This window comes from Methylobacterium sp. P3_A11 (assembly GCF_056403155.1).
Map to the genome: position 1 here is coordinate 36,373 of NZ_JBFUGA010000022.1, position 18,591 is coordinate 54,963.

The 18,591-nt window shown below is 70.3% G+C and carries 21 protein-coding genes and 1 pseudogene; 11 read left to right on the plus strand and 11 right to left on the minus strand.

The features are described from left to right. Window positions 1-86: 86 nt before the first annotated feature. The 3 genes from AC1DXK_RS09830 to otsB all read right to left on the minus strand — a co-directional run bounded on the left by AC1DXK_RS09830 (window position 87) and on the right by otsB (window position 2,387). Window positions 87-1,088 carry a glucokinase gene (locus AC1DXK_RS09830; RefSeq protein WP_457104454.1) on the minus strand — a complete coding sequence of 334 codons (1,002 nt, stop codon included), beginning with the start codon at window positions 1,086-1,088 and terminating at the stop codon, window positions 87-89. Between the two features lie 111 nt (window positions 1,089-1,199). Beyond that, the gene (locus AC1DXK_RS09835; RefSeq protein WP_457104455.1) at window positions 1,200-1,604 is read right to left on the minus strand and encodes a DUF4260 domain-containing protein; all 405 of its coding nucleotides are present in this window, start codon (window positions 1,602-1,604) and stop codon (window positions 1,200-1,202) included. Between the two features lie 39 nt (window positions 1,605-1,643). Then, on the minus strand, window positions 1,644-2,387 hold the full coding sequence (gene otsB / locus AC1DXK_RS09840) for a trehalose-phosphatase (protein WP_457104456.1): 744 nt from the start codon (window positions 2,385-2,387) through the stop codon (window positions 1,644-1,646). Between the two features lie 113 nt (window positions 2,388-2,500). Between otsB and AC1DXK_RS09845 the strand changes: the two genes are divergently transcribed. Further along, the gene (locus AC1DXK_RS09845) at window positions 2,501-3,010 is read left to right on the plus strand and encodes a DUF427 domain-containing protein (RefSeq protein WP_457104457.1); all 510 of its coding nucleotides are present in this window, start codon (window positions 2,501-2,503) and stop codon (window positions 3,008-3,010) included. Between the two features lie 53 nt (window positions 3,011-3,063). Next, window positions 3,064-4,287, plus strand: coding sequence for a serine hydrolase domain-containing protein (locus AC1DXK_RS09850; RefSeq protein WP_477297635.1), 1,224 nt, complete (start codon window positions 3,064-3,066; stop codon window positions 4,285-4,287). Window positions 4,288-4,315: 28 nt separating this feature from the next. Here the strand turns inward: AC1DXK_RS09850 and AC1DXK_RS09855 are convergent, their stop codons facing one another. From AC1DXK_RS09855 to AC1DXK_RS09875, 5 genes are all read right to left on the minus strand, one after another. After that, a complete protein-coding gene (locus AC1DXK_RS09855; RefSeq protein WP_457104459.1) occupies window positions 4,316-4,930 on the minus strand; it encodes a DUF2147 domain-containing protein in 615 nt (204 codons plus the stop codon). A 232-nt stretch (window positions 4,931-5,162) separates the two neighbouring features. Continuing rightward, complete coding sequence (locus AC1DXK_RS09860; protein WP_457104460.1) at window positions 5,163-5,693, minus strand: GNAT family N-acetyltransferase; 531 nt, start codon at window positions 5,691-5,693, stop codon at window positions 5,163-5,165. A gap of 143 nt (window positions 5,694-5,836) precedes the next feature. Next, window positions 5,837-6,046, minus strand: a complete 210-nt coding sequence (locus AC1DXK_RS09865; protein ID WP_457104461.1) for a hypothetical protein — start codon at window positions 6,044-6,046, stop codon at window positions 5,837-5,839. Window positions 6,047-6,441: 395 nt separating this feature from the next. Continuing rightward, the gene (locus tag AC1DXK_RS09870; RefSeq protein ID WP_457104575.1) at window positions 6,442-6,639 is read right to left on the minus strand and encodes a hypothetical protein; all 198 of its coding nucleotides are present in this window, start codon (window positions 6,637-6,639) and stop codon (window positions 6,442-6,444) included. A 108-nt stretch (window positions 6,640-6,747) separates the two neighbouring features. Further along, window positions 6,748-7,851, minus strand: coding sequence for a helix-turn-helix transcriptional regulator (locus tag AC1DXK_RS09875; RefSeq protein WP_457104462.1), 1,104 nt, complete (start codon window positions 7,849-7,851; stop codon window positions 6,748-6,750). Between the two features lie 702 nt (window positions 7,852-8,553). Between AC1DXK_RS09875 and AC1DXK_RS09880 the strand changes: the two genes are divergently transcribed. The 3 genes and pseudogenes from AC1DXK_RS09880 to AC1DXK_RS09890 all read left to right on the plus strand — a co-directional run bounded on the left by AC1DXK_RS09880 (window position 8,554) and on the right by AC1DXK_RS09890 (window position 9,972). Beyond that, window positions 8,554-9,042 (plus strand): polysaccharide biosynthesis/export family protein, encoded by a 489-nt coding sequence (locus tag AC1DXK_RS09880; RefSeq protein ID WP_477297638.1) that lies wholly within the window; start codon window positions 8,554-8,556, stop codon window positions 9,040-9,042. Then, window positions 9,039-9,362 (plus strand): annotated as a pseudogene (locus tag AC1DXK_RS09885) (glycosyltransferase family 2 protein); the annotation flags it as partial. The gene AC1DXK_RS09880 and the pseudogene AC1DXK_RS09885, both read left to right, overlap by 4 nt. A gap of 70 nt (window positions 9,363-9,432) precedes the next feature. After that, window positions 9,433-9,972, plus strand: coding sequence for a glycosyltransferase family 2 protein (locus AC1DXK_RS09890; RefSeq protein WP_457104464.1), 540 nt, complete (start codon window positions 9,433-9,435; stop codon window positions 9,970-9,972). A gap of 12 nt (window positions 9,973-9,984) precedes the next feature. Here the strand turns inward: AC1DXK_RS09890 and AC1DXK_RS09895 are convergent, their stop codons facing one another. Continuing rightward, window positions 9,985-10,722 (minus strand): class I SAM-dependent methyltransferase, encoded by a 738-nt coding sequence (locus AC1DXK_RS09895; RefSeq protein ID WP_477297641.1) that lies wholly within the window; start codon window positions 10,720-10,722, stop codon window positions 9,985-9,987. Window positions 10,723-10,816: 94 nt separating this feature from the next. Between AC1DXK_RS09895 and AC1DXK_RS09900 the strand changes: the two genes are divergently transcribed. From AC1DXK_RS09900 to AC1DXK_RS09920, 5 genes are read left to right on the plus strand one after another with little or no spacing between them, the layout of a single operon-like run. Continuing rightward, window positions 10,817-11,572, plus strand: coding sequence for a lipopolysaccharide biosynthesis protein (locus AC1DXK_RS09900; protein ID WP_457104465.1), 756 nt, complete (start codon window positions 10,817-10,819; stop codon window positions 11,570-11,572). Next, window positions 11,569-11,943, plus strand: coding sequence for a glycosyltransferase family A protein (locus AC1DXK_RS09905; RefSeq protein WP_457104466.1), 375 nt, complete (start codon window positions 11,569-11,571; stop codon window positions 11,941-11,943). Before AC1DXK_RS09900 ends, AC1DXK_RS09905 begins: the two co-directional genes overlap by 4 nt. Continuing rightward, window positions 11,940-13,490 carry a right-handed parallel beta-helix repeat-containing protein gene (locus AC1DXK_RS09910; protein WP_457104467.1) on the plus strand — a complete coding sequence of 517 codons (1,551 nt, stop codon included), beginning with the start codon at window positions 11,940-11,942 and terminating at the stop codon, window positions 13,488-13,490. Before AC1DXK_RS09905 ends, AC1DXK_RS09910 begins: the two co-directional genes overlap by 4 nt. 33 nt (window positions 13,491-13,523) lie before the next feature. Continuing rightward, window positions 13,524-13,886 (plus strand): hypothetical protein, encoded by a 363-nt coding sequence (locus AC1DXK_RS09915; protein WP_457104468.1) that lies wholly within the window; start codon window positions 13,524-13,526, stop codon window positions 13,884-13,886. 1 nt (window position 13,887) lies between these two features. After that, a complete protein-coding gene (locus tag AC1DXK_RS09920; RefSeq protein ID WP_457104469.1) occupies window positions 13,888-15,012 on the plus strand; it encodes a glycosyltransferase family 4 protein in 1,125 nt (374 codons plus the stop codon). A 24-nt stretch (window positions 15,013-15,036) separates the two neighbouring features. Here the strand turns inward: AC1DXK_RS09920 and AC1DXK_RS09925 are convergent, their stop codons facing one another. Beyond that, window positions 15,037-16,350 (minus strand): MFS transporter, encoded by a 1,314-nt coding sequence (locus AC1DXK_RS09925; RefSeq protein ID WP_457104470.1) that lies wholly within the window; start codon window positions 16,348-16,350, stop codon window positions 15,037-15,039. A gap of 178 nt (window positions 16,351-16,528) precedes the next feature. Between AC1DXK_RS09925 and AC1DXK_RS09930 the strand changes: the two genes are divergently transcribed. Continuing rightward, the gene (locus AC1DXK_RS09930) at window positions 16,529-17,680 is read left to right on the plus strand and encodes a dimethylmenaquinone methyltransferase (protein ID WP_457104471.1); all 1,152 of its coding nucleotides are present in this window, start codon (window positions 16,529-16,531) and stop codon (window positions 17,678-17,680) included. A gap of 45 nt (window positions 17,681-17,725) precedes the next feature. On the opposite strand, the gene lptB is transcribed toward AC1DXK_RS09930, so the two are convergent. Next, window positions 17,726-18,583: an LPS export ABC transporter ATP-binding protein gene (gene lptB, locus AC1DXK_RS09935; protein WP_457104472.1), complete on the minus strand. Its 858-nt coding sequence runs from the start codon at window positions 18,581-18,583 to the stop codon at window positions 17,726-17,728. Window positions 18,584-18,591: the final 8 nt, after the last annotated feature.

Consider the following 18,591-nt stretch of genomic DNA (forward strand, 5'->3'; position numbering starts at 1 on the left):
GCCGGTCCGCGACGATGATCGTCCGCGCGCGCGGAGCGAAGCCGCCCGGCCTCGCTCCGCACCGCGCCCGTCGACGTCGCGCTCCGTCACGACTCCTTCCGCCACACCTGCCCGTGGTAGACGAACTTGGCCCCCTCGTTCGCCAGGGCCGCCAGCCCCCGGAAGGCGGGGTCGTGAACGGTGATCACGCTGGTCGGAATCTGGCGCATCATGGCGGCGAAGGGCGCCTTCTTCTCGAAGGCGGTGCGGAAACCGCTCTCCTCGAGCACCTTCAGGATCCGGGGCGCGATGCCGCCGCCGATATAGACGCCGCTCGTCGCCAGGAAGGTCAGCGCGAGGTCGCCGCAGACGCGTCCGAGCACCCGGCCGAACAGCGCGAGCGTCTCGGCGGCATGCGGGTCGGTGGCGTTGAGACCGGCCTCGGTGACCGCGGCCGGCTCGATCTTCTCGTGCGGCTGCCCGGTCCGGACATGGGCGACCGCCGCGTGGAGCCGCGACAGGCCCGGTCCCGACAGCACCGTCTCGACGGTAATGCGATCCTCGACCCGCTCCAGGGCGTGCCAGACCTTCTCCTCGAAGGCGTCGGCCGGGCCGATATCGGTATGGCCGACCTCGGTGGAGACGATGGCGAGATGCGCCGCGTAGGGGACCAGCGCCGCCGCGCCGAAACCGGTCCCGGGACCCAGCACCACGCGCGCGCCACCGGGGACCGGCGGACAGGGGCCGACCGGCGTGAGGTCGTGCGGCTCGATATCGGCGGCGCCGGCCGCCACCGGCACATAGTCGTTGACCACGACTGCGGAAGACAGGCCGAAATCCCCGGCGATGCGTTGGCCCGCGATCTTCCAGTGCGCGTTCGTCAGCTGGATCTCCGGACCGTCGATCCGGCCGGCGATCGCCAGGATGGCCGACCGCGGCGACGGTCCACCGCCCTTGGCGAGCGACGCCCTGATGGCACTCGACGGGTCCGGATGATCGGCGGTGGCCTCGTGCGCGAGCAGCCGAGGCTGGTCGCCGGCCTGCTCGATGATGCCGAACCGGGCATTCGTGCCGCCGATATCGCCGACGAGAACCGGAAACTCGAACATCGAAGGAAGCTCCTGCTCTCTGGTTCGCACGGAACCGATACGGACCCGGCGCGGCGAAATATCGGATCCGTGACTTCGCACGGGTAAGTGCCATGTGGCGCCGGCCGCGTCTCAACGCGTCGCGTTCGTCTTGTCCCGTAGTCGACCGATGACGCCAAGATGCGTATCGCCGAATCCGCTCCCGTATTTGAGTCCGTATCCGAGCCCGCGATCGACGCCGATATGGGCGAGCCAGATCAACCCCAGCCCGGCAAGGTCGGCACGGCCGAGGCTCGTGGCCACACACAGGCCGATGAGCGGCAGGATCAGCGCGTGAACGGCGTTGTAGAGCGCAGCGCCTGCCCTCGGACCGGCTGCATAGGCAACCATGCTCAGGTCGGGGACGAACAACAGCGCGGCGAAGAGCCACCAGGATTGACCGAGCCAGCCATAGGCCCACACGGCGGCCGCCAGGATGAAGGCCCCCTCCAGCCGGAGAAGGAGGCGCGGCCAGCCAGCGGCTGAGCGATCCGACATTGCGACGTCCCTGGATCGAGGGTCCGCGCCGAAGGCCGGCTATGCCGCGGGCAGCGCATCGGGTTCGATGACGCCCCCCAGCGCCCAATCCCGGAGCAGCGCCCGGACGGCCTGCGGATCGGGCAGGCGGCGGCGGGCCACGGTCTCCCCCTCGCCCACGCGCACCGCCACGCCGCCATCCTCGTTGACCGATGCGAAGGCGATCTCGTCGGTGCGATCGTCGCCGAAGAAGACCGGTATCCGCCCGGCATAGGGGCTCTGTTCCATGAAGGCGCGGATCGCATGCGCCTTTGTGGCCTGCGCCGGGACGATCTCGCCCACCGCCTTGCCGAGTTGCAGGCGGTAATCGCCGCCCAGCGCCGCCGCCGCCGCCGTCACCAGCGCCTCGGCCCGGGCGGCATCGTCGCCATTCGCGAGCCGCCAGTGCACCGCGACCGAGGCGCCCTTGTCCTCGATCAGAACCTGCGCCAGTGCAGCGGCTTCGGCTTGGAGGCGCGCGACCTGCCGCCGCAAGTCCGGATGATCCTCGGCCCGGCCGCCCGTGAGCGTCCCGCCGATCCGGCATTCGACGCCGTGCAGACCAGCCGCATCGATCCGGGACGGTGCCAGGAAGCCGTCGATCACCGAGACCGGACGCCCGGTCACGATCGCGAGGGCACCGTCGAGACGGCCCCGCAGCCGTTCCAGGGTCTCCACCAGCCCAGGCTCGATCTGCACGGCGTCCGGCCGCGGCGCGATCTCGGCGAGCGTGCCGTCGAAGTCGAGAAAGAGGGCGATGTTCATCGCGGGCGGTCCCGGGCTCGAGTGTCGGCGGTGGGCTAGCACGCTCGGCCGGGACGACAAATGCCGGCCGGCCCGCCCTATCTGATTCCGCGCAGTCACGTCGCGAGGTTTCCATGAGTGGTTCGCCCTTCTGGCCCGTTCCGGATCCGGTCAGGTCCGGTGAGGAGAGCGTCTGGGACTACCCGCGGCCGCCACGGCTGGAGCCGGTCGCGGAGCGCCTGCAGGTGGTGCTCGGCGGCGCCGTGATCGCGGAGACCGAGGCGGCCTTTCGCGTCCTCGAGACCTCGCACCCGCCGACCTATTATCTGCCGCCCGATGCCATCGCGGCCGGGACGCTCACGAACCGCCGGCGCGGCGGGATCTGCGAGTGGAAGGGACAGGCGGTCCTGTTCGATGTGCGGGGCGGCGATCGCCTCGCGCCCGGGGCCGCCTGGGCCTATCCCGACCCGACTCCGGATTTCCGCGCGATCGCCGGCTACGTCGCGTTCTACGCCGGCCCGATGGACGCCTGCTTCGTCGGCGCGGCGCGGGTGGCGCCCCAACCCGGGACCTTCTACGGCGGCTGGATCACCCCCGGCATCGTCGGGCCGTTCAAGGGCGGCCCGGGCACGATGGGCTGGTGATCGTCTTTCCCTCCCCTGTTCCAAGTCCGGACCGACACGGCGAGCTGAACCCCATGAATGCGCTGACAGAAACCGATCCCACGGGTGCCGGCTTCAGCCCGGAGGGCCTCGCCCGCATCGGGCCGTGGATGGACCGCCTCGTCGCTGACGGTCGGCTCGCCGGCCTGTCGGTCACCGTGGCGCGGCGGGGCCGAATCGCCTTCGCCCGCGCCTGCGGGCAGGCTGACCTGGCCCGGGCGACGCCGTTCACCCTCGACACGGTGGCGCGGATCTACTCGATGACCAAGCCGCTCACCTCGGTGGCGGTGATGCAGCTCTACGAGCAGGGGCTGTTCCAGCTCGACGATCCCGTCGCCCGGGTCCTGCCCGACTTCGCCGAGATGCGGGTCGCCGTCGGCGGCAACCGGGCGAAGCTGGAGACCGAGCCCGCCAAACGCCCGATCACGGTGCGCGACCTGCTGACCCACACCGCCGGCCTGACCTACGGCTTCATGGAAGCGACCCTGGTCGACGCGCAGTATCGCGAGCACGGCGTCGATTTCCTGGCACGCGAGGGCACCCTCGCCGACATGACCGCGCGGGTGGCGAAGCTGCCGCTCCTCGCCCAGCCCGGCAGCGCCTGGAACTACAGCGTCGCCACCGACGTGCTCGGCCAGTACGTGGCGGCCCTCACCGGGCGTCCCTTCGCCGACCACCTCCGCGATGCGGTAATCGGGCCGCTCGGCATGGTCGATACCGACTTCCACGTCCGGCCGGCGCTGATGCCGCGCTTCTGCGCCACGTACGCGTATGACCGCGAGCGCCGGCTCCGCCTGTTCGACGATTCGGTGGATACCGCCTTCGCCACACCGCCCGCCATCCCGTCGGGCGGCGGCGGCCTCGTCTCGACAGCCGCCGACTACCAGCGCTTCTGCCGGATGATCCTCAACCGCGGCACCCTCGACGGGACGCGGCTCCTGGGGCGCAAGACGGTGGAACTGATGCTGGCGAACCACCTGTCCGGCGATCTCGCCGCGATGGGGACGCCGCGCTTCGCCGAGACGTCCTACACGGGCATCGGCTTCGGCCTGGGCTTCTCGGTGATGCTCGATCCGGCCCGCGCCCAGATCCTCGGATCACCCGGCGAGGTCGCCTGGGGCGGCCTCGCCTCGACGGCGTTCTGGATCGACCCGGCCGAGGATCTCTCGGTGGTGCTCATGACGCAGCTCGTGCCGTCCTCGGCGCTGCCGATCCGGCGCGAGCTGCGCGTCCTGACCTACGCGGCCCTGGCCGATTGAGGCCTGGCCGCGCGCGGGTCGGCGTCGCTCACTCGTCCTTGGGCGCCTCGACGGCGGCGGGCTTCTGCGCCGGCTTCGCGCCGGCCTTGGCGCTCGGCTTCGGGGCGGCGGTCGCGTATTCGGGATCGCTGCGCGGACCATTCGCACCGTTGGTCGGGCCGGGAAGCTGACCGGGCGCGAGATCGGTGACCTTGCTCCAGGTCTGTGACTTGCACAGGAACGCGATCAGGCAGCCGCGCACCGTCAGCTCGCCGGGCTTCTCGGTCCAGATGGTGACGTCGTAGGACTTGCCGTCCTCGGAATTGTAGATCCTGCCCTCATAATGGGCGTCGGCGTTCGGCTTCAGCCCCATGATCAGCTGATGACCGAGGGAGGGCCGAGCCTGCTTCTTGGGATCTGGGTTCTTGAAGTCGACCCGCGGCTCGCCCTTGTCGTTCAGCGGAACCTTCAGCCACACCACGTAGCCGCACAGCCGGTCACCCGCGGTCCCGCACTTCTCGAGACGCACGCGGGCACGGCCGTCCTCCGTGAGATAGGTGCCGCTGGGATCGGTCGGCGTGGCGGCATGTGCCGTGCCCGCCAGGACCGAGAGCGCCAGGATCGCGAGCGGCGCAACCCGGCGACCGATCGATGAAAACCGCATACCCGAACTCCCATTCGTCGCGAGCGGTGATGGAGGACAGACCGCCCACCCTCGCGTGAACCGCTTTCAGCGCGGAGAGACCCCGCTCTCCGCGTCGGCGCGCCCGCGCCGAGCCGAGAACCGGACGGCGTGCGCTTCATGCCCGCCCTGTCCCGCGCGAAGTTGTCCGCATCATGACAACTCAGTTGAGGTTTTGGCGAGCCGATCGGTCCTGAATTACTGGGCCTCGCGATCAGTTCCGCGTCGGCGGGCGCGTTCGACCCGGTCCGAGAGCACGCTGCATCACGGTGACGTCGAGCCAGCGCCCATGCTTATAGCCGACCCCCGTCAGGGTGCCGACCGGTGTAAAACCGAGGCTTGCGTGCAGCGCGATCGAGGCGCGCGAGCCGCTGTCGGCGATGATCGCCACCAGGGTCCGGCAATCGATCCGTTCGCTCGCTGCGACCAGCGCCGCGAGCAGAGTCCGGCCGACACCGCCGCCGCGGGCCGAGCGGGCCACATAGATCGAATCCTCCAGGGTTGAACGGTAGGCGGCCCGCTGGTGATAGGGGCCGGCATAGGCATAGCCCGCGACCAAGCCGTTCCGGTCGGCGACAAGATACGGGAAGCCACCGTCGCGCAGGACCGAGTAGCGCCGCGTCATCTCCTCCAGGGTCGGCGGCTCCGTTTCGAAGCTCGCCGTGCTGGTAGCGACGGCGTCCGCGTAGATCGCCGCGATGGCCGGGAGGTCGGCCTCGGTGGCCGGACGTATCAGGGCTGTCACAGCCGGATGTTAGGCCAAGCCATCCGTCTCCGGCAACGGCGGCGACCGGGCCGGGCAACGCGTGTTCAGGTGTCGGGGGACAACGACGCGACGAAGGGACCGGCACCAGAGCGCCGATCCCGCAAGAGCTGGATGGTGTTCGCTTACTCGGCGGCGGTCATGTCGGCGGTGAAGTGGCCGCACCAGTCCTTCGAGGCGACAACCGGCCAGAGGCCCTTCGACTCGGGGGCCGGCTGGGTGACCGGAGGATTGAAGCGGCAGAGGCCCTCGTCACCCTGAGCCTGGGCGCCGTTGAGTTTGTGATCGTCGAAGAAGCGGCAGCTCTCGCAAGCGGCGTTCGCGGTACCGGCCATCGGGTCTCTCCATCGGATGCGTCGGGGTCGCAACGCTCCCGCGACAGTTCTTAATTAGAATAGCTCAAAAGAACGGTCAATCGGGTGCCTTGCGTGGAGCTTGCGTCGACCGGTCCCCATGCCGTGGGCTGAAAAAATCCAGGCGAGTAGGCGCGCGTGTGGGGGCGCCGTGGACCTTCGCTCCTCGGTCCGGCCGCCGTCGTCGCAGCGTGACCCGATGGCGAGCAGCCTGACCGAGGCCGGCGCGCGGACGGCTGAGCGAAGGTCGCGGCGGTCCGCGAGCCCCTGCGAACGCACCGAAGCCGGACCCCGATGGGGATCCGGCTTCGGAAGAGAGACAGCAATCCGATCGTCGCGCGCTTCGGTCTGCGTCGCGACGCGCGATCCAAGAAGGCTCAGCCCTGCTTGGCCTTCTTGTTGGCGTTGTGGTGGCCGATGGCGCAGCCCGCCGCGGCGCCCATCTTGCCGTGGCCCGCCACGTGACCGGCGACACCGCCGACCACGGCGCCCTTGAGGCAGCCCTTCGCTTCGGCCGGTGCCCCGGCGAGCAGGCCCGCGATGGCCAGGGCGGAGACAAATACGATCCGGTTCATCATGGTGCTTCCTCCTATCGTCGCTGTCGAAACGACGAGGCGCGCCAACCCGTTCCGCCGATCGAGGCGTGTGCCGACCCGTACGGGTGAACCGGACCGTCCAATCGGTCAGAACGCGAGACCGCTTACCAGCCGCACGAGGTCCGCCTGGCGCGTCGCACCCGTCTTGGCGAAGATCGCCTTCAGCTGCGAGCGCGCGGTYGCCGAGGTGATAGCGAATTGCGACGCCGCCTCCGCCAGCGAGGTGCCAGCCGAGACGGTTTGGGCAAGACGTGCCTCGGCGGGCGTCAACCGATAAGCCGCCTGCAGGATCGCGGAAGCCGGCGCCCGCCGGCTCCCGGGATTACTGGCGAGGAGCAGCGTTCTCGCGCCGCCGAACAGGCCGCGGCTCGGTCCGACCAGCGGCACGACATGGATCACGATCGACGGCGCGTCCCGCCGGGCCACCACCACGGCCGAGATGGGCGGGCGTCCGAAGGGCCGCGCCAAGGCTTCGAGCCGCCGGGCGGCCTCGGGATCCTCCGCGGTCAAGCGGCCGGTCGCAAGCTTCAGGTCGTGGCCGAGGAGCGCGCCGAAGGCTTCGTTCCAACAAAGCGCACGTCCCTCGGAATCGAGGATCAGAGCGGCGCGTTCGATCAGTTCGAAAGCCTGCGTCATCCCGGCGAGACGGGCCTTCTCGACCATGGCCGTCAATAGAGCCGCGCGCCGGAACAACGGTGACAGGGTCGCGAGGCGGCTCTGTTCATGCAGTTCGTAAGGTCCCTGCGCCGACGTCCTCTGCAGGGACAGGCACCACAGCCGCCCCTTCACCGCGAAGCCGATCCCGGCGAACCAGCGCAGACGGTGGGAGGCGAGCAGATCCTGGTAGAAAGGCAGGCGCGCCACTTCCTCGGGCGAGGTGAAATCCTGATCCACCGTGATGCCGCGCGCCTGCATGTACGGCAGGCCGCGGAGGCGATAGTCGTCGCGGTGCCAGCCCTCGTCGAAGTAACGGCGCGATGCTTCGGCGAGGGAGGCAGTGCAGAGGGATTCGATGCCCATACGGTCGGAACGCAGCAGAAGAGCGCCCTCGCTGCCGGACGCCCGAACGGTCCGCTCGGCCAAATCCTGCCATCGCGCCGGATCGACCACCGCCTCCTCAAGATCTTCCCGAAACACGGCCTCGAGGTCATCGTGCAGGCGGGAGAACAGATCCGGCCTCACACCTGACATGTCGTGCGCCTCCCGCAAGACGGATATTGCCGTCAGCGATCGTCTCGCCGATTTATGAATCGTGAAACGCGCGCCTAAACTCCCAAATTATAGATCGGATTTCTAAATTCGGGCAAGCGTTCGAATGTTTACAGACTTGATCCGGCGGCGTGCAGCGTTGAACAGGATGCGTTCCGCTTCGGTCGGCCGCGTTCATCGTCTGGGTGGCCTTCGGAGAGACGCTGGATCTGCCGGTCCGCACTGACCGCGCTCAAGGCCGGGCGGCCTTCGCCCAGCGTGGCAGAGGCGGCGACGGATCCCGCGCTCCGCACTTTGCCACAGCGTGCCGTTCACAACTTCTGATAGAGTTTCAACAGGCCGGGTTCAAGGCTCGTTAACCAAGCTTCGCGATTGTATCGTGGTGCTCGGTTCGATCACGAGTTGTTATCGGACGAGCGCAGTCGAGCAGGATGCGGCTGAAGTCGATGGCGTTTTCCCTGTTTGCGTTCCTCAGCGCATCACCGCGCCTGGCCGCACGCCCATCCGGCAGTGCTCGGACCGTCCTGACGCTTCTCGCCTGCGCGCCGCTCCTCGCCGGTTGCATGTCGAGCCCCCCCGCGGATGTCCGGGCGCGAAGTGCCGGACGTGACGCAGACGGGCTCGATCCAAGAAGGCCTGCCGGCCACGGTGGTCGCCGCCGCACAGGAGGAGGCCGGACGCACCATGCGCCTCGGCCTCGCGAATTACCGACTGAATGTCGGCGACAACTTCGAAGTCTCCTTCCTGATCGATTCCAGCGTCGTTCAGCCGACCTATCGATTGAACCCGAACGACGAGTTCGACGTCGATTTCCGCACGCATCCCGAATTCAACCGTTCCGTGATCGTCCGGCCGGACGGCCGGATCTCGCTGCCCGGCAAGAACGGCATCAAGGTCGCGGGCCTGTCGCCGGAGGCGGCCGCCAGAGGCGCGACCGTCATGAAGGTCGGCGCCTTGTCGTCCACCGTCGCTTCCCTCTCCCGACTGCCTTCGGGGGCCACCCTCCCCCGCAAAGGGAGGCGCGGGAGCCGAGGAGCCAGCGCCTTCCGATGGAGACGCGCGACCGTCCAAACCCTTCAGGAGCGGAGACGCCCCCACCCCCCCGGCAGCACCTGGAAGGCAGCGTTCTTTGGAGCGCGCCTTTCCGTCAAATCCCGCGGAGTCCGAGCATGAGCGCCGTCGGCCTCAGCGTCCTGATCGTCACCTACAATGCCGGCCGGGACATCGAGACCTGCCTGCAGTGCCTGGCGGCGAGCCGGATCGACCGCCCCTACGAGGTGATCCTCGTCGACAACGCCTCGAACGACGGCACGCCGGAGCGCATGGCCATTGCCTTCCCCTGGGTGCGGGTGATCGCCGAGCGGACCAATCACGGCTTTGCGGGCGGCAACGCCGTCGCCCTGGATCACGCGCGCGGCGCCGCGATCCTGCTCCTCAACCCCGACGCGTTCCTGCGTGACCCGGGAGCCCTATCCGACCTGCTCGCCCATCTCGACGCGCACCCGGATGTCGGGGCGGTCGGCCCGCGGCTGATCTTCCCGGACGGGGCGCACCAGGTCGGCGATGCCAGCTACGAGCCGCGCCCGCTCTCGATCCTGGTCCACACCGCCGGCCTTTCCGGGCGCCTCGGCCTGCGCGGCCTCTACCTCGCGAGCCGTCAGCCCCGCGGCAGGGCCGCGGTGGAGGTGGACTTGGCTCTGCGGCGCCTGCCTGCTCCTGCGCCGGTCGGCGATCGATGCCATCGGCGGGCTGGGGAGCCCGATGTTCCTCTACGGAGAGGACGTCGATTGGGGCTGCCGGCTGCGCGATGCCGGCTGGCGGGTCGCCTACTGTGCGGGGATCGCTGTGGTCCATCTCCAGGGCGGTTCCGGAAGCATCCGCTCGGCCCGCTGGCTCGACGGGCTGGCCGCCATCTACAGCCTGCGCAACGCCGGCCGGACCCTGTCGTCGCCCGCCTTCTTCTCAGGTCCGCTGCGGCTCTGCTTCATCCTGCGAGCCCTGGCCTATGGGCTGGCGGCCCGGCTGGGCGGTCAGCCCGATCTTGCCCGCAAGGCCGAGGTCATGCGCAGATTTTCCGGCCACCTGCGCAGTCTTCGCCTCTGATCGACCGGCCCGTCACGGCCGCTTGCGAATGAACACCCTGTGGTAGCCCTTGAGAGGCCCCTGCGTCGGCCGGAACAGAAGCTCCCAGAACTTGCCCAGGACGATGTTCTCGCCATGATAGAACGGCTGCCCGTCGAAACTGTAGGTGAGGTGTTCGAACCGATCAGTTGGGAAAAGCCGCTTCCGCGTCGCCTCCGTGTTCATCGTGTAGAGCGGCACGAACGAGTCGATCTCGACCCGCCGCGGCTCGACGAGGCGCATCACTCGGGCGTGCAGCCGCTTCGGGACGAGCCGCGCCCCGATCCCGACATAGCCCCCGCGATTGGGCGTCCCGGCGTACAGCCAGCCGCCCGGCGCGAGAACCCGGCCGAGTTCCGTCGCGGTGACCTCGGGATGCTCGATATACTCGAGGACCGAGAAGGCCGAGATCAGGTCGAAGCTCCCGTCCGGAAATGGCAGCACCCCGTCGTGACCGATCAGCCTGACCTCGTCGGCAGACCTGTTGCCCAGGACCGCCTCGTCGACGTCGCAGGCCACGACCTGGGCGAAGCGCCCCCGGAAGTCCCCGAGGTGCCACCGCAATGGGACCGGGTCATCGCTCCACTTCCCACGCCCGGCGCCGAACTCCATGACCCGCATGTCCGGCCGGAGCAGGGCGTTGACGCCCACGATGTACTCCATCCGGTGATCGTGCCGGGAATAGCCTCCGGCTCCCATCTCCCGGAACAGCCGCTGTTCGACCGTGACCATGCCTCAGGCTCCTCTGGACGTGTCGCGCCCGCGGCGCGTGTGAAGGCGGCGGGGCCGGACGGGCCTCGGATCGCTGAACGGCCGGATCAGCCTGATGATGCTGGCCGCCTTTGCGGGCGCGGCCGAACTCGGCCAGTTCACGGCCGGCTTCCGGTTCTTCGAATTGGGGGCCGCGGTGGCGATCACCCTGTGCACGCCGCTCGTGCCGGTCTTCGGTCGAGCCGTCGGCTCCCTGGCCGACGGACGGTCCCCGGCCGACACGGCCGCGCTGCGCGCCCGGGTGCGCGCCGCGCTGGTTCCGATCCTGGCCGCATCCGGCGCGGGTGCGGTGGCGGCCTGCGCCCTCGCCGACCCGCTCATGCGCCTCGTCTTCGGGCCGGATTTCTCCGGCGCCATCCCGGTGCTCCGCATCGCCGTCGGGATGAGCGTCCTGCTGATCGCCGCCACCATCTTGTTCGCGGGCCTCGTCCCGCTAGGTCGGACCGGCGTCGCGGTACGCGGGAGCGCGGCGGCCTGCGCCACCAACCTCCTCGCCTGCGCGCTGCTGATCCCCTGGGATCCCCTGCTCGGCGCGGGCCTCGCCGCTTTGCTCACCGAGACCGCGATGCTCCTCGTCCTGGCCCACGCCTTCTGGCGGGAGGCTGGACCGCCGCTGACCCTGGCCGACCTCCCGACGCTCGCGGCGCCGGGCCTCCTCACCGCCCTCGCCTGGGCGGCCGGACCCGCCGTCCTGGCACCCGTGACGGTGCCCGCCGTCGCGGCCCTCTCGGCCGCCCTCGCCGGGTGGCTGTGCCTGCGCCGCGTCCCAACCGATCCCCTCCCCCTCCCGCTTCCGGAAGCCTCGTCATGAGCGATGGACCCGTGCTCTCGGTCATCATCCCGACCTACAGCCGCGCCGACACGCTGCGCCTGTGCCTCCGGGCCTTCGACGGGCAGCAGACGGAGGCGCCCCTCGAGATCGTGATCTGCGACGACGGCTCGACCGACCACACCGGCACGGTCGTCAGCGGCGCCGTCGCCACGGCCCGGGTCCCCGTGGTGCATCTCCGCCAGGAGAATGCCGGGGCCAACGCGGCCCGCAACCGCGCCATCGCGGCCGCGCGGGGCGAGCGCCTTCTGATCGTCAACGACGACACCATCCCGGTGCCGAGCCTCGTCGAGGCGCACCGCCTCGCCCATGCGCGGCGGGGGGACGGGAGACCGCGATCCTCGGGCGGATGACCATCGACCCGGCCCTGCCGTTCTCGCCGTTCTCGGCGCTCCACCACGACGCCTCCTACGATGCCCTGGCGGGCCGCGACGCGGTCGGCTGGGACGCATTCCTGACCTGCAACGTCAGCGTCGACCGGCGCTTCCTGCAGGAGGCCGGGGGCTTCGAGCCGAAGCTGTTCTGGCACGAGGATATCGAGCTGGGCGAGCGGCTGGCCCGGCGCGGCATGCGCCTGTTCTACGCCCCCGAGGCCCGGGGCTATCACCACCACCTCCTCGACGCGGCGGCCTATCTGCGGATCGCCGAGCGCGAAGGTGCGGCCCTGGTGCTGTGGTACCGCAAGCGCCCGGATCTCGTCGTCGATCTCGGCCGGCTCGGTCTGGTCGGGCCGCCGCCGCTCGGCGCGGCGGCGCGGCACCGGGTGGCCGACCTCGCGATGCCGCAGGCCCTTCTGCCAGGCTGGCAGATGGCGGCCCGCGCTGACGCGGATCAGCCCCGAGGCCGGCCGCACCGTGTGGCGCCGTCTGTTCCAGCGGCGCAAGCGCCTCGCCATCGCTCGGGCGCTCGCAGCATGAGGCGGTCCCGCACGGTCCTCGGCGGCGCCCTGGTTACGATGATCCTCCCGGTCCTGGCCGCCTGCGGGCCTGCCGACGCGCAGGTTCAGCAGAACATCCTGGTCGATCCCGCCGGCGGCACGAAGCCCGGCTACACCACGGTGGCGCGCCTCGCCGACGTACCCTTCGCCACGCTCGGTCCCGGCTCGATCGTCCTCATCCGCGGCGGCAGCTACGGCGACGTCGTGTTCGTCGGGTCACGCGGAACCGCGGCGGCGCCCATGACGGTTGCGGCCGAACCCGGCACGCAGCCGCGCCTGTCCAACTCGGTGGTGTTCGAGAACGCCGCCTACGTCACCGTCACGCGCTTGACCGTGCAGGGTGCCGTGAATTCCGGCTTCATCATCCGCCGGGGATCGAGCCACGTCACGGTGGCGGGCTCGACGGTGTCCCGGTCCGGCCTCGGCATCTGGATCGGCGACGGATCGGGAGCGGGACACCGGATCACCGGCAACACGCTCGCCGACAACCAGACCCACGGCGTAGCCGTCGACGTGATCAACGCGCCGCAGGAGGAGCCGAGCTACATCCTCGACAACACCGTGACCGGCAACGGCATCCACGGGATGGAGATCAACGGCTCCGGCTACGTGGTCGAGGGCAACCGCGTCTCGGGCAACGGCGTGGGAATATCGGACACATCCGGCATCCATGTTTTCGCCAAGGATGCCGCACAGGACGCCGGCGACCGCAACACCATCCGATACAACATCGTCACCGGCCAGAAGGAGACGACCGGCCAGGACGGCAACGGCATCCAGATCGACCAGTGGTGCGACGGCAACATCGTCGCGTTCAACGTCGCGGCCGACAATGACGGCGCCGGGATCAACCTGTTCGACGCTGGCTCCAACACGGTGGTGAACAACACCACCACCGGAAACATGCGCGATTCCGGCGGCAAGCACGTCTATCGCGGCGAGATCGTGCTGGCCTCCGACTAAACCAAGCGGATCGACCGGACGTCGAACAACCGGGTGCTCAACAACATCGCCTCCGCGACCCGGCCGAACGTCGCCGCAATCGTGGTCGAGGCGACCACCACCGACAACGACAACGCAATCGGCCCGAACTTCCTCGGCAGCGCCGTCGGCGCCCCGCTCTACCGCTGGGGCACGCAGACCACCCGCGACGGCGCGAGCCTGCCGCTCGACGGCCAGGGTCCCGACCTCATCGGCACGCCCGCCTTCCGCGCTCCCGCGAGCCCCCTGGCCGGCGGCCTCGCGCTGACCGCGTCCCCTGCCCGCGCCGGCATCCCGCTCGGCGCCACCCGCGACATTGCCGGCCGGGCCTACGCCCCCGGTGAGGTCCCGACCTTCGGCGCCTACAGGAGCCCGTAACATGCTTCGCATCGGCATCGACGCGCACGTGCTCACCGGCAAGTCGCAGGGCGGCCGGACCTGGCTCGTGAACATCATCGGGCGCGCCGCAGCGCGACACCGGGACGCCACCTACGTGGTCTATTCCGGCGATCCGAAAGCCTGCGCCCGCCTTGTCTCGGGGGACAACATCGAGCATCGGCGGCTGCCGCGGGTTCCCGCGACCGTGCGGCTGACCCTGGTCTGGCCGTGGCTGTTCCTGCGGGACCGGCTGGACACGCTGCTCACCACCTCCATCGCGCTGCCGCTGGTGCCGGGCGACCGCCAGGTAGTTGTGGTCCACGACATCCTGTTCGAGACGCACCCCGAGTTCTTCCCCCGGTCGATGCGCTGGCGGAACAAGATCCTGACCCGACCCTCGACGCGGCGCGCCAAGCTGGTGCTGACCATCTCGGACTACAGCCGCGACTCCATCGCCAAGGTCTACGGCATCGAACGCGACCGCATCGCCGAGGTGCGCTGCGGCTCGACCCCGCCGCAGGCGGTCACGGAGCGGACGCCGCTCGCGGACGGGCGCCCGTACCTGCTGACGGCCGGCCGTCAGGAGCCGCGCAAGAATCTCGGCCTCGTCCTCGATGCCTTCGCGCGGCTGCCCGCGGGCGCGGCCCGGCTGATCGTGGTCGGCAAGGGCGACGGCGAGCGGCCCGAGACGCTCGACCGCCTCGCCCGGACGCCGGACGCGGTCCACATCGCCGGCATCGACGACCGGGGCCTCTCCGACCTCTACGCCCGGGCCGCCCTGGTCTTCCCGAGCCGCGGCGAGGGCTGGGGGATCCCGGTCCTCGACAGCCTCGCCCGCGGAACGCCGGTGATCGCCTTGAGCCTCACGGCCATCCCGGAGGCCGGCGGCAGCGCGGCGAGCTACTTCGATCCGGACGCGCCCGATCGGCTGGACCGCCTCGCCGGCCTGATGGGGGCGGCGATCGAGGGACGGTTGCCGTTCGACGCGGGCGCCGCGCGGGCGCACGCGGCGCGCCACGACTGGGACGGACCGGCCGCCACCTTCGTGGACCTGATGCGCGACAGCTTCACCGCCCGCACGCATCTCCGGGACCTGATCCTGGCCGCGCCGAACCTGCGTGGGTGACGCGACCTGAGGTCGTCGGCCTGCCTATCGTGCGGCCCCGAGCGCGCCGACTGGCGGATCGGCGGGCACTTCGTCGGCGATGGGTTCCTGGATCAGCGTCCAGTAGCCGAGCGCCGCCACCAGGGCGATCACCGCTCCGGTGATGAACGCCATCGAGAAATGGCCCGTTCCGCCGACGATGAAGCCCGTCACGGTCGGCGCCAGGGCGCCGCCGATGTAGCCGCCGAAATTCTGCATGGCGCCCAGGGACGCCGTGCAGCTCGCCGGTGCCGCCACGGAGGCCATCGCCCAGGCCGAGGACGAACTCACGTAGACGAGGAAGAGCGAGGCCGAGATGCAGGCGACGGCGAGGGTGTCGCTCGGCGTCAGGGCCGCCACCACCGTGCAGGCGGCGGTCGCCACCAGGGAGGCGACCATCGGGATCTTGCGGCTGCGTATCGGATCGACGCCCCGGCGGACCAGCATGTCGACCACGCGGCCGCCCAGGATCCCGCCCAGGACCCCGAAGGCGAAGGGGATCGAGCCGACGAGGCCGGTCTTCTGCAGGGTGAAGTGCCGCTCGATCTCGAGGTAGCTCGGCAGCCACGCGGTGTAGAGCCAGGTCATGTAGATGCAGCCGAAATAGCCGACGATCATTCCCCAGCTGGTCCGGAAGCCGAAGAGCCGGCGCCACGCGCTCCAGGTGACCGGGCGGCTGGCATTCGGAGCATCGCCCTCTTCCAGGAACGCGCGTTCCCCCGGCGTCAGGTCGGTCTCGCGCGGGTTGCGGAAGACCCCATAGACGATCGCGGCGAGCACCAACCCGACCCCGCCCATGATCACGAACATCGCCCGCCAGCCGAAGCTCACCATCAGGAAGGTGAGCAGCGGCAGGGCGAGGAAGGTCCCGAGCGAGGAGGCGCAGTTCCAGATCCCGGTGGCGGTGCCGCGCTGGCGGATGTTGAACCAGTCGCGGGAGACCCGGGCGCAGGTCGGAAAATGCGGCGCCTCGCCGATCCCGAGCACGATCCGCGCGCTGACGAACTGCCAGAACGACGTCACCGCGCCGCCGAGTATCTGGCCGAACGACCAGCAGGTCAGGCCGAGCGTTAGCGTCAGGCGCGGTCCGAGCCGGTCGGCGAGCACGCCGGCGGGCAGCTGGGCGAAGGCGTAGGCCCAGAGGAAGGCCGAGAGCAGCAATCCCATTTCGGGGATCGAGAGGCCGAGATCCTCCCGGATCAGCGGGTTGGCCACCGCCAGGGTGGCCCGGTCGACGTAGTTCACGACGCCCGCCGTCACGAGGAGGGCGAGCGAGATCGTCTGGATGCGGCGCACGCGCGGCGTTGCGGCCAGGGCCATCGTGTCCTCCCCGTGAGACGGGCCCCTTCGGGGTCTCCGCGGCCGGCCGGTCCTTCGCGACTCGTGACGGCCGGGCGCATTCTGCACCGAACGCCGCCGGACGGAAGGGCTTTCGCCCCTCGCCTCCCGGCGCCGGGCGTCGTAGACCGCCCGCTTCGTCACCTTTCGAGTCCGCCCGTTGCGCCTGATCCAGATCACCCACCACGACCTCGACGGCTACGGGGCCTCCACGGTCGCCGCGGCCTGCGCGACGGTCGAGCGCGTCGTCCACGTGCCCCGCTACAGCGATGTCGGCCCGGTGTTCGAGGACGAGATCAAGCGCTTCGGCCGCGCGGCCGAGAGCGAGATCCTGCTGATGACCGACCTCGGCCTGGAGGAGCAGACGATCGCGGGCCTGAAGAAGTTCGCCGCGATGAACCGGCGCCGTGAGGACGGGCAGAAGCATCGCCTCGTGGTCCTCGATCATCACGCCTCGTCCCTCGACCAGATGCGCCGGTTGGGCCTGGAGGCGACCGCGGACGCCAACCGCCCGGCGCTCCATCGGATCGACCTGGGCGATCCGGAGATCGCCGTGCTGATCGAGGACGACATCTGCGCCACGCGGATGTCCTTCGACCACCGGTCGCTGTTCGCGGACCGCGAGCCCGAGATCGACCTTTCGTGCCTGCTGTCCGCGGTCGATGCCGTCGACCTGTGGCGCAAGGAGAACCCCGCCTTCCGCGGCGGCCTCGCCCTGGACGAGATGTTCTGGGAGGTCGTGTCGAGCTACGTGCCGGTCGGCCATCCCTGGCACGACCGGTTCGTCTCCGACATCCTCCTCGCGGCGGCCGCCGCCCTGCGGGACGGGGCGAGCCCGGCCGAGCTGGAGCGCCGCGCCCCGGAGATCCGCACCGGCGTGGTCGACGCCCTGCTGCGCGACGCGCCGGACGACGACCCGGCGCTGACGACGCGCATGCGCCTCGCCCGGGCGCTCGCCCGGTCGGATTCCCTGTTCCGTCCGCTGAAGGACGGCACGCTCCTGTCCTTCGCCCTCGATTCGGGCACGTTCCAGCGGGTCTCCGACCTGATCATGGATGCGGGCCGGGCGAAGCGCGTGGTCAACGTCCAGCGGATGGGCACGCTGTCGTTCCGGTCCAACGACGGCACGGCGCTCGACGGCGCCCGCCTGTTCCGCGGCGGCGGCCACCGCGACGCGGCCGGCGGCCGGCTCCAGAGCGGCTCGGCCTTCTCGATGTCGGACGCGATCGCCCAGGTGGAGCCGGTGCTGAACCCGGAGAAGCCGGCGGGCGCGGACAGCCCGTTCGCGGCGCTCAAGAACTGGAAGGGGTGAGCGGTCTACGGCCCCGTCRCCGCGGGCGCGGCGACGGCGGCGTGGCTAGAGGCGGAAGTCCTCGCCGAGGTAGAGCCGCCGCGCATCCGGGTTCGCCACGATCTCCTCGGGCGTGCCCTCGGTGAGGATTCGGCCGGAATGGGCGATGTAGGCGCGGTCGATCAGGCCCAGCGTCTCGCGGACGTTGTGGTCGGTGATCAGTACGCCGATGCCGCGCTGCTTCAGGTGCTTCACTAAATCCTGGATGTCGCCCACCGCGATCGGGTCGATGCCCGCGAAGGGCTCGTCCAGCAGCATGAAGGTCGGCGAGGAGGCGAGCGCGCGGGCGATCTCACAGCGCCGCCGCTCGCCGCCCGAGAGGGCGATCGAGGGCGCCTTGCGCAGGCGCGCGATGTCGAACTCCTCCAGCAGCGAATCGAGCTTGCGCGCCCGCGCCTTCCGGTCGGGCTCGACCACCTCTAGCACCGCGCGGATGTTGTCCTCGACGGAGAGGCCCCGGAAGATCGAGGCCTCCTGGGGCAGGTAGCCGATGCCGAGCCGCGCCCGCTGGTACATGGGCAGGTGGGTGATCGGCAGACCGTCCAGGGTGATGTGGCCGCGGTCGGCCGCCACGAGCCCGGTGATCATGTAGAAGATCGTCGTCTTCCCGGCGCCGTTCGGCCCCAGCAGCCCCACGGCCTCGCCGGTGCGGACCGTCAAGCCGGCCTCGTGGACCACCGTGCGGGCGCCGTAGCTCTTGCGCAGGCCGCGCACGCTAAGGATCCCGAGTCCGCCCTCCTCGGCCGCGGACCAGCCGTCGGCCTCGGAGGCGGCGCCGTCCGGTTGCCGCGCCCGCCGGCCGAACAGACGGCCGAGCCAACCCGTGCGGCCCGCCGGCTCCTGCGGGCCTGCCTGGAACGCCACGGCGCCGC